This window comes from Haloarcula hispanica ATCC 33960 (assembly GCF_000223905.1).
GTDB classification, from domain to species: Archaea; Halobacteriota; Halobacteria; order Halobacteriales; family Haloarculaceae; genus Haloarcula; species Haloarcula hispanica.
Genome location: NC_015948.1, coordinates 2,227,663 through 2,242,872, shown reverse-complemented (window position 1 = coordinate 2,242,872; position 15,210 = coordinate 2,227,663). Strand labels below are relative to the sequence as shown.

Here is a 15,210-nt window from a genome sequence, read left to right as displayed (position 1 = left end):
GGTTGGTTTCGGCGTGGTGGCCGCGCTCCGGGTCACAGCAGCACGAGCGTGCCGCTGGCAAGCCCGAGTGTCACGACAAGCCGCCCGGCACTGCCGAAGAACGTCGCCGCGCCGAACCGATAGTAGTCGCGTTCGAGGACGGTAAACGCGTAGATAGAGATCGTATCGGGGAAGAAGGGAACACAGAGCGCGAGCGCCAGACCGACGTAGCCGTACTTCTGTGCGAGCTGTACCGTCTTCTTCTCCGACCATTCGATGATATTGAACCGTGAGCGCTTGATCCAGCGCACGAGTGGGCCGTACTCCTTTGCCTCCTGACCGATGTGGAAGGCGACGAGACTGCCGAACGCCTTCCCGAGACCACTGACGAGGATAATCGCCACCAGATTCCCGTTCGTAGAGAGTCCAAGCCGAAGCGTTTCGGCCGGAACTAGTACAACTTCGCTCGGGAGTGGGAGAATGAACGCGATCAGAAACGAGTACACCGCGATGATACCCAGTCCGGTTGGACCGGTGGCCGTACAGACGGCCTCTTCCAGCGGCGACAGTGGAGTGCCGGCGGTCGTACAGTCACCGATGAAGGCAATGAACGCTGTGGTCGGTACTACCAGGTCCACGACCCTCTGTAGCAAACAGGCACTTCTAAACCTTCGTATGTCTTCTCGGGAGTAGTCAATACCAGTATGTTCGGGACCGAGGGCGGCGACGCAGTACCAGTCGAGGTCCGCGATTCAGTACCAGTCGAGGTCCGCCACGAACGACCGCAGCATCGACCGCGTAACGTGGGGCATACACACGACACGCATCTCGCCAGCCCCGGTCTTTGAGACCCGCCAGCCGCGGTCCCGGAGTTCGTCGGTCATCGGCATCGAGAGATCGGCCGCGACAAGCGGAAGCTCGGGGCCGACCACGTCGTGGCCCCGCGCCGACAGCTGGTCGGCCAGCCAGTCGGCGTTGGCCATCGACGTTTCGTACTGCTGCTCGTAGCCAGCCGGCCACAGCGACTCCATCGCCGCGACGGCGGAGGCCACGCCAGCGCCCGAGCGCGTGCCGGTCAGCGTGAGCTGGTCAGTCGACTCCAGATATGGCGTTTCGACGGCGAGTTGATCAAGCAGTGATCGGTCGCGCGCGAGTAGCCCGCCGGCGGGGACCGCCGCCTGCCCGACCTTGTGCGGGTCAATCGTCATCGTGTCGATGTTCGCGTGGCCGAAGTGCCAGTCGTGGTCGGTGAAGGAGAGGTAGAAACCGCCCCACGCGGCGTCAACGTGACAGAGTGCGTCGACCGTCTCGGCGAGGTCGGCGATGGCCGGAATCGGGTCGACGTAGCCGTATTCGGTCGAGCCGGCGACGCCGACGACACACACCGTGTCCTCGTCAACGAGTTCACCCATCGCTTCCATGTTGGCGCGGTAGTCCGTCGCTGGCGCGGTCCGCAGTTCCACACCGAGTACGTCAGCGGCCTTGGTAAAGGAGAAGTGTGCGTGGACGGGCGCAACTATGTTCGGGTCGTCCGTATCGGCGCGGTTACGGGCAATACGTATCGCCTGGAGGTTGGCCTCCGTCCCGCCCGAGGCGACGTAGCCCGCGGGGTCCGAGAGCCCGGTGATGTCGCCGAGATAGTCGACGGCCTCGCGTTCCAGGTCGGCGATGGTCTCGTACGTACCGGGGTCCCCGGGGTTCGTCGCGAGGAAGCGTTCCGCCGCTTCGCGTGCCGACGGATGCGGCACCGTACACATCGACGAGAGGACGCGCTCGAAGTCCTGTGGCTCTGCCCGCTGGAGCATCTATCGCGAGTATAGAGGGGGAGCGGTTTAGCCGTTGTGCTCGGGCATGTCCGTTGTCTGCTGTTTATTCGCCCTGACGGCGAAACGGTGGCCAGAACGGGGCAGCCGTCCGTAGTTGGTCCTGTAGCGCTCGTCCCGACCGAATTACCAGTTCGACGGCCCGATCTTCTTCGTCGCCTTCGCTCGAAAGCCCGTGGGACCGATCAGCGACTCGAAGACGGTCTGGCGCTCAGTGTCGAGCGCGCCGCCGAAGGAGCCGACCCGCATCGTCCGGTACGTCTCGAACCCCTTGTCGTTGGAGTAGAAGTAGACGCTGCCGTGCAGCAGGCCGTGGATGAGTTCGTCCGAGCGCACGTCGCCCGCGGGCCGGTCGAGTTTGACGAAGGCCACGGTCCCCCAGTTGACGACCGCTTCCCGGAGCCCCATGAGGAACGCGATTTCGTGGTTCTGGGGCAGACCGAACTCCGTCGCTCGTTCGAGGTCGGTCAGCGAGTCGATGACGATGAGCGTCTCCGCGGCGTCGCTCACCCGGTCGCTGATGTCGGCGAGCAGTTTCTCGAAGGTCCCCTCGTCGGGCTCCGACTCTGGTGGCTCCGCGTCGGGCTGTTCGATTTCGGCGTCGCTCCGTCGCGCATCGAACAGCGGCTCCGGAACCGGCAACAGCTCCATGAAACGCTGGGAGAAGTCCGCGACGGTCATGTTGTCCGTGAGCGTGTCGAACTGATAGCCGTCGAGCACGGCGTCGAGTTCGCTGTAGACGTGTTCGCGGTCGTGCGAGAGCGTGATGTAGGTCACCGAGTCGGGAATCGCCTCGCTGCGCCGGGCAACGCTGTTCGGGACCATCTCGGGCCGGTGTTTCGCGAGCATCAGCGTCGCGAGACTCGTGTAGGTGAACGCATCGCCGCCCGCGTCCGACGCCCCGGCCAGCAGGACCGTGCTCCCGGTCGGAATCCCGCGGACCTGTCCGTCCAGTCCGGGGATGCCGAAAGGGATGTAGGACACACCGGAACTGATACTCTTGGCTTCCGGTGTCGATTCGGGTGCCATACCGCAACGAAGCGAACGGTGCAAAAAAATCTGCTGGCTACGTCGGGCGGCCGCGGCCTCAGCGGACCGATTCCAGCAGGAGGCGCTGCTCGACGCGCTTGACCTCGTGCTGGACGTCACGCACGGCGTCGATGTTCGGCGAGATAGAGGTGACTCCCTCGTCGACGAGGAAGTCGACCATCTGGGGCTTCGAGGCGGCCTGGCCACAGATGCTCGTGGCGACGTCGTGCTCGCGGCAGGTCCCGATGACCTGGCGCATGAGTTCCAGAACGGCCGGGTGTAGTTCGTCGAAGCGGTCGGCGACGTTCCCGTTGTTGCGGTCGACGGCCAGCGTGTACTGCGTGAGGTCGTTCGTCCCGAAGGAGACGAAGTCGATACCGGCCTCACAGATGTCTTCGATGGACAGCGCGCTCGCCGGCGTCTCGACCATGACGCCCCAGTCGCGCTTCTCGGGGTCGATGCCGACCTCCTGCATCAGCGCCTTCGCCCGCAGGATGTCCTCGGCGTCGGTCACCAGCGGGAGCATCAGTTCGACGTTGTCATACCCGAGGTCGTACAGGCGCTCGAACGCGCGGAGTTCGAGCTTGAACTCGCCGGGTCGGTCAAGCGAGCGCCGGATGCCCCGGTAGCCCAGCATCGGGTTGTGCTCGCTCGGCTCGTCTTCGCCGCCCTGGAGCTGTCGGAACTCGTCGGAGGGGGCATCGAGCGTGCGGACCCGAACCGGGCGCGGGTAGAACGCCTCGGCGACCGAGCGGACGCCCTCGACGATTTCGTCGACGTAGGCGCGCTCGCCGTGGTCCTCGACGTAGCGCGAGGGCGTCTTGTCCGTCGAGAGGATCATGTGCTCGATGCGCAGCAGGCCGACGCCGTCGGCCCCCGTCGCGGCGGCCCGTTCGGCGGCCTCCGGAATGGAGACGTTGACCTTGACCTCCGTTCCGGTCATCGGTTTGACGGGCGAGTGTGCCTCGACCGGCCCGGCGTCCTCTTCCTCGCCGGTCGTCTCGGGAACCTTGGCCCCTTTCTCGACTGTGCCCTTGTCGCCGTCGAGCGTGACCGTTTCGCCGTCCCGGAGTTTCTGTGTCGCGTCCTCGGCACCGACGACGGCTGGAACGCCGAGTTCACGGGAGACGATGGCTGCGTGGCTGGTCATCCCGCCCTCGTCGGTGATGATACCGTTGGCGCGTTTCATCGCCGGGACCATGTCCGGCGTGGTCATCTCGGCGACGATGATGTCGCCGTCCTCGACCTTGTCGAGGTTGTCGAGTTTGTCGACGATGCGGACGACGCCAGTGACCCGGCCCGGCGCGGAGCCGATTCCGGAGAGCCGGACCGACTCCGACTGGCTCTCCATCGCTCCGCCGTCGGCGACACCCGATTTTGCCCCCGGCGGTTGACTCTCGGCTTCGTTGGCCGAGCCGGCGCTCCCTTCAGGATCGTCGATAGTGGTGATCGGGCGGGACTGCAGCAGGTACACCTCCCCCTCGTAGACCGCCCACTCCACGTCCTGTGGTGTATCGTAATGGTCTTCGACGCGCTCACCGATTTCGATGAGCCGGTGAATCTCGTCCTCCGAGAGGACGCGCTCGTTGCGCTTCTCCTCGGGGACGGAGCGCTCGATTGTCTCGCCGTCTTCTCCCCGAACACACATCACCTTCTTGTCGGCGACGGTCACCTCATCGATGGTGCCCGTCTCGCGGTCGACGATGTAGTTGTCGGGCGAAACCGCACCGGAGACGACCGCCTCGCCCAGCCCCCACGCGGCCTCGATGATGGCCGTTGGACCGCCGGTCGAGGGGTGGCTGGTGAACATGACGCCGGACTTCTCCGCGTCGACCATCTGCTGGACGACGACGGCGATGTCCACGGCGTCGTGGGCGAAGTCGTTCTCGTTGCGGTAGTAGATAGCCCGCTGTGTGAACAGCGAGGCCCAGCACTCCTTGACTCGCTGCAGGAGGTCCGCACGCGAGACGTTCAGGTACGTGTCCTGCTGGCCGGCGAAGGAGGCGTCCGGGAGGTCCTCGGCAGTTGCCGAAGACCGCACCGCAACGTCCTCGTCGCCCATCTCGTCGTATGCAGCCAGCAGGTCCTCGCGGACCGACGGCGGGGTGTCGGTTTCCAGGATCAACTCCTGAGCGCGTTCGGCTGCCTCGGCCAGCGCCTGCGAGTCGTCGCTGTCGACATCGACGGCCTCGAACAGCGGCTCGTCGATTCCAGTTGCTTCGATGAACGACCGATACGTGTCGGCGGTAACGACGAACGCCGACGGAACGGGCAGGCCCGCTCCGGTCAGTTCTCCGAGAGACGCCGCCTTGCCGCCGACCCGCGCCAGGTCGTCGGCACCGATTTCGTCGAGCCACAGTGTTGGCATGGACTCATTCGTACCATCTTCAACGACAATTAAGGATGTTCCGGTTGCAACCAGTGAGAGATCGCTCTTCACTCGATTTCGAGTGAATTAGGCGGTCAGGCTGCCGGTGCGGTGTGGACGGTCACGCTTCGATAATATCGTCGTCGTCAACAGCGGGGACAGTTACCGTGCCGTCCAATGCGGTCACGCCGCGACCGCCGACCCACACCTCGGTCCCGTCGGTATCGACTGACACCGTCCCGGGTCGGTCGCGGAAATGCCCGCCCTCGGCGATGATCTGTTCGACGGTGTCATCGAGCGCCCCGTAGCGGCGGACGAACGCCGCGCAGGCCCCCGATGCTGCCGCGCTTACCGGCTCTTCTGTCCGGCTCCCCGCGCGGAAGGCTCGCCCGTGGAACGTCGACCGGCGCGTTGCGTCGCCGCCAACGGTGTCGAAGGTGAACGGGTACACGCCGACTGCGTCCGCGCGGTCACAGAGCGAGGCGACGGCGGTCCCATCCACGGCAAGGGTGCTCAGATGCTCGAAGTAGTTGACCGGGACCATGAGCCACGACTCACTCGCGTCGGCTGTCACGAGCGGGAGGTCCGCGCCCACGTCCTTGAGCGTGGCCGCGTCGAGTCCGAGCGCGTCCGCGACATCGCTGTAGGGGATATCGACCTCGGTGATGTCGGCCCGGCCCTGCTCGACCCAGACCATGCCGTTCGGTTTGGTTTCGATGGCGATTTCGCCTCCAGCTGTGGCGACCGTTAATTCGGCGGCGTCGACTTCACCACGCTCGTAGAGCGCCGCGTACGCGGCGATTGTCGCCGTCTCTGCCTGCGCCAGTTCCTCGGTCGGCGAGAAACAGCGAAGTCGGCGGTCGGCGTCCGCCGCCGGCAGGACAAAGGCCGTCTCGGTGGCCCCCAGTTCGCTGGCGACGGCCTGCATCTGGTCGTCGGTCAGTCCGTCGGCTTCAGGGACGACGCCGGTCGGTGTGCCCGCCGTCGGCTCCGCGGCGAACGCGTCGACAAGCAACGCCTGTCGGGTATCCATGGCACGGAGTTGTGCTGACCCGCAGATAATCTTTTCCGGAGCTAGCCATCGTCGTCCGGTGATCGGTTCCGGTGAGACACGCAACAACGCCCGGGACGCGCCTGACGGACGACTTTAGTACAGGGAGCTATCACTGGAACGTATGAGTGAGGACGTCGACCTCCCTGAAAGCCACCCCCGCTACGAGTCGCTTCTGACCCGCCACCGTATCGAAGCGGGCGTCGACCGCGGTATCACCTCCCGTCAGGGCCTCATCGCACAGGGCCGCGGCGAAGCCTTCGACTACCTGCTGGGCGAGCGCACCATCGACAGCGCCGACGACGCCGAGCGTGCCGCCGCGGCACACCTTCTGTCCGCCGAGCACGCCGTCGTCTCGGTCAACGGCAACGCCGCCGCCCTCGTGCCCGGCGAACTCGTCGAACTGGCCGAGGTGACCCGCGCAGACCTCGAAGTGAACCTGTTCAACCGGACCGAGGAGCGCATCGAGGCCATCGCCGACTACCTCCGCGAGCACGGAGCGACGGACGTGAAGGGACTTACCGCCGACGGGCGCATCCCCGGGCTCGACCACGAGCGCGCCAAGGTCGACGCCGACGGCATCGGCGCGGCAGACGTGGTGCTCGTCCCGCTGGAGGACGGCGACCGCGCCGAGGCGCTGGGCGAGATGGGGAAGACGGAACTGGTCATTGACCTCAACCCTCGAAGCCGCTCTGCCGAGGTGGCGACGGTCCCCATCATCGACAACATCATCCGCGCGATACCAAACATTACCGAGCACGCCCGTAATCTCCGCGGTGAACCCGATGCCCAGCGGGACGCTATCGAGACGTTCGACGCCGATAGCGCCCTGACTGCCGCCGAGCGGACGATTCGGGAGGGTGACCTCGAATGAGCCTGCCGCCGTACATCTACGCCGACCGTCGGGTCCCCGACGAGGACACTGTCAGAGAGACGCTCGACCAGCGGACGATGACAGCGTTCGGCGATACCGAACGACTCGAACGGCTCCACCGGGTGTTCTATCCAGTGTTCAAAGTCGACTACGAGTACGAGACCGGCGAGGGGAAGCTGTTCGGCACGACGACGCGATCCGAGACCGCGTTCCTCGACGGTCTCTGGGCGGACAACGACCGGGCCGTCTCGCAGTACGTCGAGGACACTGATTCGGTGGTCCGCCGGCCGACGGGCGACTACGACTTCGGCCGCGACGACCCCGCGCTTGGCCGCTCCGTCCTGCTGCAGTTCCAGGTCACCGACGACGACGCCCGGTCGCTACTGCCCCAGCGTGTCGCCGAGTACCGCGAGCAGCGCCACGACTCCGCCTCGGGCGCGGCGAACGTGTTCCTCCGGAAGCTTCGCGAGTCCTACGGGCTCCCCGGGGATTTCGACCCCGACGGATTCGACGGCGTGACCGGCATCGAGCGCCTGTATCTCCCCTTCTGGCTCGCCGAGTACCACTCGCCCGACAGCTCGGACGTCAAGCTCGTCACGTTCCGGGACCCGGACGCCCCGACCGAGGACCTGCAGCGCCACGGCTGGCTCGCGGAATTCCTCAGCGCCGAACCCCGACGGCTGGCCGAGTACGGCTACGAGGTCAACCCCGACCGGCTCGAACGGAACATCCGAGAGCGGATCGACCAATCCGACGACTCCGGCTCGGCCGGGACGGACCGGGACTCTACTCCCAGTCGTGGTAGTTCTGACGACGACGATGACGGCCCGCCCTCGATAAACCGCGAACGACCCTCGGACGACGGGACGGTGGTCCAGCCCGACGGCGTCGATATGCAAGCCGACGGGCTGGTCGACCCAAACCCGTCCCGGAGCTTCGCCGATGTCGGTGGGATGTCCGAGCTACTTGAGACGCTCAACCACAAGGTCGTCCGGCCGCTGCAGGACCCAAGTGCCTTCGAGGAGTACGGCATCGGCGTCGTCAACGGTGTCCTGCTGCATGGCCCGCCCGGCTGTGGGAAGACACACGTCGCAGGCGCACTCGCGGGCGAGGTCGACCACGCCTTCATCGAGGTCACGCCCGCCGACGTGACCAGCAAGTACATGGGCGAACCCGCACAGAAAGTCGAGGAACTGTTCCAGATCGCCCGCGCGAACGCCCCCTGTATCCTCTTCATCGACGAAATCGACGGCATCGCCGGCGCACGCGACGGCGACAGCAACATGAACAGCAGCGAGCAGCAACTGGTCAACCAACTGCTCACCGAACTCGAAGGGATCGCCGACGAGGACGTGGTGGTGCTGGGCGCGACGAACCTCGTCGAGGACGTGGACGACGCGATCCGCCGCTCGGGCCGGTTCGACGAGCGCGTGGAGGTCCCGCCGCCGGACCCCGCGGCGCGAACGCAGATTCTGGAGATTCACCTCGCCGGCCGGCCGACAGCGGCCGACATCGACCTCGGCCCCGTCGTTGAGGAGACGGCCGGCTTCGCGGCCAGCGACATCGAACTCCTTGCCGAGGACGCCGCCCGAAAGGCGTTGCGGGCCGACGCCCCGATTGGGACGGACCATCTGCTGCAGGCCGCCACAGAGACCGACACCAGCATCCCGGACTGGGTCGACCCCGAGATGGTCGCCGAGAACGGCGTCGTCCAGCCCGACGGCGTCGACCTGCAGGCCAGTTCGCTCGTCGAGACTGACGCCGGACGCGACTTCGCCGACGTGGGCGGGATGGGTGAACTGAAGGACCGACTTGAAGACACGGTCCTCGATCCGCTTGAGAACGCCGAGGAATACGAAACGTACGGCATCGACGTGCTTTCCGGCCTGCTGCTGTACGGTCCGCCCGGCTGCGGGAAGACCCACCTCGCCGGCGCGCTCGCTGGCGAACTCGACCACAGCTTCGTCGAGATCAGCCCCGCAGACGTGACTAGCAAGTGGATGGGCGAGCCGGCCCGCAACGTCGCCGAGGTGTTCGAGGTGGCCCGCGCGAACGCGCCCTGCGTGCTGTTCATCGACGAAATCGACGGCATCGCGGGCTCGCGGCGCGGGTCGATGAACACGAGCGAGCAGCAACTGGTCAACCAACTGCTCACCGAACTCGAAGGCGCGGCGGCCGACGACATCGTCGTGGTCGCCGCGACGAACTTCGTCGAGGACATCGACGCGGCGCTGCGGCGCTCGGGCCGCTTCGACGAGCGCGTGGAAGTCCCGCCACCGGACGCCGAGGCTCGCAAACAGATTCTGGAGATCCACCTGCAGGACCGGCCCGTCGCCGGTGACATCGACTGGGACGCCATCATTGAACCGACGGCTGGCTACGCCGCCAGCGACCTCGAACTCGTCGCCGAGGACGCGGCGCGGCACGCCCTGCGAGACGGCTCGGAGATAACACAGGAGCATCTCGAAATCGCCGTCCGGGAGACCCATTCGAGCATCGCCGACTGGGACGACCGGGAGCGCTATCAGGGAGTAGAGGGGACCGCGGACCTGGGGCTTGGGTCCTGAGGCCGGGTCACTCCAGTTCCTCGTCGAGCGCCGCAGCAACCCGCTCGGTGAAGGCCGGCGACTCGACGAGCGCGCCCGCGGCCTCGATGTCCTCGTGAATGGGTCGGTCCGCCGTCAGCTTCGGGACCACTGCACGGACGGCGTCGTAGGCCTCGGCCGACCCGACGCCCAGTTCGAGGGCGTCGTCGACGAAATCAGCGGCCTGTGCCCCACAGCACAGCTCGATACCGAGAATCGCGGCGGCGTTTCGGGCTGCGTTTCGGGCCAGATAGGCCGACTGCGCGCTCATGCTGACGTGGTCTTCCTGATTGCCGCTGACGGGCGTGTTGTCCATCGAGGGCCGGCCGAAGGACCGACATTCGTTCAACAGTGCGGCAGCGGTGTACTGTGCGATCATGTAGCCCGACCGGACGCCGCTTCGCTCGGTGAGAAACGGCGGGAGGTGTGGCTCCTGCAGATTCGGATTGAGCATCCGGTCCGTCCGGCGCTCCGAGATGGCCGCGAGTTCGGTGAGCGCGTTCATCAGATAGTCGAGGCGCATGGCGAGTACCGCGCCGTGGAAGTTCCCGCCGGACAGCACGCCCGCGCTGTCGGAGCCGGAGGCCCGGTCCCCCACCGCCTCACGGGGGAACACCAGCGGATTATCGGTCGCGCTGTTGAGTTCCACCTCGACGGCCTCCCGGAGGTGGGCGACGGCGTCGCGGACCGCGCCGTGGACCTGCGGCAGACAGCGCATCGCATAGGCGTCTTGCACGCGGTCGCAGTTGCGGTGGGACTCGACCACATCGGAGTCGGCCGTCAGCCGCCGGATGTTTCGCGCGCTCGCGGCCTGGCCGGCGTGGGGCCGGACGTCGGTGATGGCTTCGTGGGACGGTACTGTCGAGGAGAGGGTCACCTCCGTCGTGAGCGCACCGGCGATGTCGGCGGCGGCGACCAGCCGTTCCGCGTCGGCGAGGAGGAGTGCGGCCACGCCGACGGTCAGTTGTGTCCCGTTGATGAGCGCCAACCCCTCCTTGGCCCGGAGCGTCACCGGTTCGAGGCCGACTGCGTCGAGCGCCTCGTCGCCGGGGAGTCGGTCCCCCTCGACCTCGGCTTCTCCTTCGCCGATGAGGACCAGCGACATGTGGGCGAGCGGCGCGAGGTCGCCGCTCGCGCCGAGGCTGCCCCGCGACGGGACGACCGGGTGGACACCAGCGTCGAGCATCGCCACCAGCAGATCGACGACGGACTCACGGATGCCTGAATACCCCTTCGCCAGCGTGTTCGCCCGTGTGACCATCATCGCCCGGACTTCCTCGGTCGTCAACTCCCGTCCGACCGCGGCGGCGTGGCTCCGCAGTAGGTTCCGCTGGAGGGCATCGAGGTCCTCGCGTGGGATGCGCTCGTCGACGAGGTCGCCGAAACCGGTGGTGACGCCGTACACCGCCTCGCCGCTGTCCAGCACGCTCTCGACGCGCTCGCGGGACTCGCGGATTCGCTCGCGGGCGGTGTCGGCAACGGTGACGGTCGCGCCGTTCCGGGCGACAGCGACCACCTCGGCGGGCGTGAGCGACTCGCCGTCGAGGACAACTTCGGCGGTCATGGTTGCATATCCCGAGCGTATGACTCATGCGTTGGGGTGCTGACGACCGAGCCGTCTTTCAGGACGGTGTCGACGACGTTGGTCCCGTACTGGTAAGGAATGTGGACGTGACTCGGCGCGGCAAGGACGGCGACGTCACCGGGCGTACCCTCGCGGAGCGTCCCCAGCCCATCGGTCCTGTCCAGCGCGAGCGCGGCGTGTTTCGTTCCAGCGACCAGCGCTTCAGCCGGTGGCAGCCCCATCTCGACGCAGGCCAGCGACAGCGCAAAGCCCATGCTGTGGCTGTGGCAGTTCGGATTGAAATCCGTCGCCACCGCGACGGGCGCACCCCGGTCGCGGAACGCCGTCGCGTCCGCGTACGTTGCGCCGAGACCGAACGCCGTTCCGGGGAGCAACACCGGCGTCACGGCAGCGTCGACAAGCGCGTCGATGTCCTCGCCGGTCGCGTGCAGGAGGTGGTCGGCACTGGCCGCGCCCACGTCCGCCGCCAACTGCGTCCCGCCGATGTGGGCCAGTTCTTCGGCGTGGACCTTCGGTGTCAGCCCCGCGGCCGCGCCTGCTTCGAGGACCCGTCGGGACTGCGAGACCGAGAACACCCCTTCCTCGCAGAACACGTCGCAGAACTCGGCGATGCCCTGCGATTCGACAGCCGGAAGCTGCTCGTCGACGACCGCCGCGGTGTAGTCGTCGGCGTCCCACCCCTCGGGAACAGCGTGTGCGCCCATGAACGTCGGGACCACGTCGACGGGATGGACGTCGTCGGCCCTGTCGATAACTCGGAGCATCCGTAGCTCCGTCTCCGTGTCGAGTCCGTAGCCGGACTTCACCTCGACTGTCGTCGTCCCGTGAGCGAGCATGGTGTCGAGATGGGCCAGCAGGTTCGACAGCAGCGTTTCCTCGTCGGCTTCCCTGACCGCTCGGACCGTTCTGAGGATGCCGCCGCCTTCGGCGAGGATGTCCTGATAGGACTTCCCGCGCAGTTTGGCGGCGAACTCGTCCGAGCGGTCGCCGGCGAACAGCGCGTGGGTGTGGGGGTCGACGAAGCCCGGAATGACGGCCTGACCGCTGGCATCGATAGCGTGGTTGGCGCTCTCCGGCGGGTATTCGGCAGTCACCTCAGTGGTCGGACCGACAGCGGCGACAGTGCCGTCCACGATGGCGACTGCGCCATCCTCGTAGGTCTCCAGTCCGCGGCCGTCCGCCGCCGGGCCCGCGACGAGTTCGGACGCGCCGTAGACCACCGCATCGAGGGTTGTCATCGGTCACCTCCCAGGCCACTGAGGAAGTGTGCGACGGCGCGGGCACCGGCGCGGGCGGTCCGGTTCCCGGCGTCCAGCGGCGGCGCGCACTCGACTATCTCGAAGCCGGCGATACGGTCGTCGGACGCCACGCGGCCCAGCATCCGGAACAGTTCTCGCGTCGAGAGGCCGCCCGGCGTCGGCGCGCTCACGCCCGGCGCGGCTGCGGCGTCGAGCACGTCGAGGTCCAGACTCACGTAGACGGCGTCCACGTCGCCGAGCGCGGCGAGCGCATCGTCCACCGCGCCGGCAGGGTCGCCGGCCACCGACGCCGGCGGCAGGACTGTCCCGCCCTGCTCGGCGAGGTAGTCGTGGTACGCGGTCGAGGTTTCGAAGTGGCGCGCGCCGACGACGGCCAGCGTGTCGAGGCCCGCATCGTGGAGCTGACGGTACGGCGTCCCGCTCGTCGGTTCGTCCCGAACGGCACGGCAATCGAGGTGGGCGTCGAAGCTGACTGCGCCGACCGTTTCGTGAGCCAACAGCGGCGCGGCGTTCGGGAACGTCAGTGAGTTGTCGCCACCGAGAAACACCGGCACTGCGCCCGTTGCGTGAATCTCGGCCGTTATCGAGCGGACAGCGCTCTGGACCCGTTCGACGCCGCCGGCCGGAATCTCGATGTCGCCGAGGTCGGCGACTGAGCGGACCGGTCCGCGTTCGATGTGATGCGTCTTCGTTCCGCCGAGTTCGCGTCGGAGAGCCGCCGGGCCGGCACGCGCGCCCGGCCGTCCGATGACGGCCCCGTCGTACGGCTCGCCCACCAGCACGACGTCGTACTCGTCAGCGGTCGCGAGTGTGGCCGTTTCGACGACGTCACCGAACTGCTCGTCGTTCGGGTCGTCGGACGAGCCGGTCCACGGTGACGGGTCTGTCAGGTCGGTCATTGGTCGCGGTTGCGGTCACGCATCGGGACCGCGACGTTGTTCTTGTCGGCCATCTCCTGTGCGATTTCGTAACCGGCGTCGGCGTGGCGAATGACGCCCATCCCGGGGTCGGTCGTGAACACACGGCGGGCCTTCTCGGCTGCGAGATCAGACCCGTCGAGGACGACGTGGTTGTTCGTGTGCAGGGAGTTGCCGATGCCGACACCGCCGCCGTCATGGACGCTGACGATGTCCGCGCCGGCGGCGCAGTTCAGCAGGGCGTTCAGAATCGGCCAGTCGGCGACGGCGTCAGTCCCGTCTTTCATCGCCTCCGTTTCGCGGTGTGGCGAGGCGACGCTCCCGGCATCTAGGTGGTCCCGCGTGACGACGATGGGTGCCGTAATCTCGCCGTCGGCGACGAGTTCGTTGATGCGGAGCGCGAGGCGGGCGCGCTCGGTCAGCCCGTCTTCTGTCGCGTACCCCAGCCAGCACACTCGCGAGGGAAGCCCCTGGAAGGATACCTGCTCCTGGGCGAGGTCGATCCAGCGATGGAGGTCGTCTTTCTCCGGGAACAGCTCCTTGACCGCGTCGTCTGTCCGGTGGATGTCCGCGGGGTCGCCCGAGAGCGCGGCCCAGCGGAACGGTCCTTTGCCCTCACAGAACAGCGGGCGGATGTATGCGGGAACGAACCCCGGGAAGTCGAATGCTGTGTCGAGGTCGCGCTGGTCCTCGACTTGCCCCCGGATGTTGTTGCCGTACTCGAAGGCGATGGCTCCCCTGTCCTGCAGTTCCAGAATGCCTTCGACGTGGCGCTTCATCGTATCGAGACTCTCCGCGACGTACGTCTCGGGGTCGCGTTCGCGGAGCCGGTCGGCTTCCTCGACAGTGTAGCCAGCGGGGTAGTACCCTTCGAGTTCGTCGTGTGCGCTCGTCTGGTCGGTCACTACATCGGGGACGAACCCCATGTCCAACATCTCCGCGAGCATGTCCGCGGCGTTCATGTGGACGCCGACGCTGTAGGGCTCACCGTTCGCCGCGGCCGTCTGTGCGCGTTCGATGGCCGTCGCGAGGTCGTCGGTTTTCTCCTGGCAGTACCCCGTTTCGATGCGCCGGTCGATACGGTCCTCATCGACTTCGGCCGCGAGACAGACGCCGTGGTTCATCGTCACCGCGAGCGGTTGCGCACCGCTCATTCCGCCGAGGCCGCCGGTGACGACAATCTTCCCGCGGAGCCCGTCGTTGTCCGGGTAGTGTTCCCGGGCGAGCGCAGCCAGCGTCTCGTAGGTCCCCTGGATGATGCCCTGTGTGCCGATGTAGGCCCACGAGCCGGCAGTCATCTGGCCGTACATGATCTGTCCCTCTGCTTCGAGTTCGTGAAAATGCTCCCAGGTGTCCCACTTGCCGACGAGGTTCGAGTTCGCGATGAGGACGCGCGGGGCCTTCTCGTGGGTCTCGAACCGACCGACCGGCTTGCCGCTCTGGACGAGGAGGGTTTCGGTGTCGCCGAGTTCACGGAGTTCGTCGACGATAGTATCGTAGGCGTCCCACGACCGGGCCGCACGCCCGGTTCCGCCGTACACGACTAGCTCCTCCGGTTTCTCGGCGACTTCGGGATCGAGGTTGTTGTTCAACATTCGGAGCGCGGCCTCCTGTCGCCACCCTTCACACTCGATGTCGGTGCCGGTGGGTGAACCCTGGTACTCGCGCCACTGTTCCGAGGGCGTCCCGACGTCGTGGTCGGTGTCTGGGGAAGACTGCTGTGCCATACCACACCATTAG

11 protein-coding genes are annotated in these 15,210 nt (G+C 66.8%); 2 read left to right on the top strand and 9 right to left on the bottom strand.

Annotated features, from left to right (window positions below; genetic code table 11):
* Window positions 1-32: 32 nt before the first annotated feature.
* From HAH_RS11285 to HAH_RS11265, 5 genes are all read right to left on the bottom strand, one after another.
* Window positions 33-617, bottom strand: a complete 585-nt coding sequence (locus HAH_RS11285) for a YqaA family protein (RefSeq protein ID WP_014041025.1) — start codon at window positions 615-617, stop codon at window positions 33-35.
* A gap of 114 nt (window positions 618-731) precedes the next feature.
* A complete protein-coding gene (gene mfnA, locus HAH_RS11280) occupies window positions 732-1,784 on the bottom strand; it encodes a tyrosine decarboxylase MfnA (RefSeq protein WP_014041024.1) in 1,053 nt (350 codons plus the stop codon).
* A gap of 144 nt (window positions 1,785-1,928) precedes the next feature.
* Complete coding sequence (locus HAH_RS11275) at window positions 1,929-2,831, bottom strand: RAD55 family ATPase (RefSeq protein WP_014041023.1); 903 nt, start codon at window positions 2,829-2,831, stop codon at window positions 1,929-1,931.
* 58 nt (window positions 2,832-2,889) lie between these two features.
* On the bottom strand, window positions 2,890-5,199 hold the full coding sequence (gene ppsA, locus HAH_RS11270) for a phosphoenolpyruvate synthase (RefSeq protein WP_014041022.1): 2,310 nt from the start codon (window positions 5,197-5,199) through the stop codon (window positions 2,890-2,892).
* Between the two features lie 121 nt (window positions 5,200-5,320).
* The gene (locus tag HAH_RS11265) at window positions 5,321-6,232 is read right to left on the bottom strand and encodes a PhzF family phenazine biosynthesis protein (RefSeq protein ID WP_014041021.1); all 912 of its coding nucleotides are present in this window, start codon (window positions 6,230-6,232) and stop codon (window positions 5,321-5,323) included.
* 142 nt (window positions 6,233-6,374) lie between these two features.
* Between HAH_RS11265 and HAH_RS11260 the strand changes: the two genes are divergently transcribed.
* Together HAH_RS11260 and HAH_RS11255 are read left to right on the top strand one after the other, a co-directional pair.
* A complete protein-coding gene (locus tag HAH_RS11260) occupies window positions 6,375-7,124 on the top strand; it encodes a 4-phosphopantoate--beta-alanine ligase (RefSeq protein ID WP_014041020.1) in 750 nt (249 codons plus the stop codon).
* Entirely contained in the window at window positions 7,121-9,691 is a 2,571-nt protein-coding gene (locus tag HAH_RS11255) for an AAA family ATPase (protein ID WP_014041019.1), read from the top strand. The genes HAH_RS11260 and HAH_RS11255 overlap by 4 nt, the downstream gene beginning before the upstream one ends.
* 7 nt (window positions 9,692-9,698) lie before the next feature.
* Here HAH_RS11255 and hutH read toward each other — a convergent pair whose 3' ends face one another.
* The 4 genes from hutH to hutU are packed head-to-tail and all read right to left on the bottom strand — an operon-like array spanning window position 9,699 to window position 15,197.
* Window positions 9,699-11,273, bottom strand: a complete 1,575-nt coding sequence (hutH, locus tag HAH_RS11250; RefSeq protein ID WP_014041018.1) for a histidine ammonia-lyase — start codon at window positions 11,271-11,273, stop codon at window positions 9,699-9,701.
* On the bottom strand, window positions 11,270-12,532 hold the full coding sequence (gene hutI, locus HAH_RS11245) for an imidazolonepropionase (RefSeq protein ID WP_023843375.1): 1,263 nt from the start codon (window positions 12,530-12,532) through the stop codon (window positions 11,270-11,272). The genes hutH and hutI overlap by 4 nt, the downstream gene beginning before the upstream one ends.
* A complete protein-coding gene (gene hutG / locus HAH_RS11240; protein ID WP_014041016.1) occupies window positions 12,529-13,452 on the bottom strand; it encodes a formimidoylglutamase in 924 nt (307 codons plus the stop codon). Before hutG ends, hutI begins: the two co-directional genes overlap by 4 nt.
* A complete protein-coding gene (hutU, locus tag HAH_RS11235; RefSeq protein ID WP_014041015.1) occupies window positions 13,449-15,197 on the bottom strand; it encodes a urocanate hydratase in 1,749 nt (582 codons plus the stop codon). The genes hutG and hutU overlap by 4 nt, the downstream gene beginning before the upstream one ends.
* Window positions 15,198-15,210 lie beyond the last annotated feature (13 nt).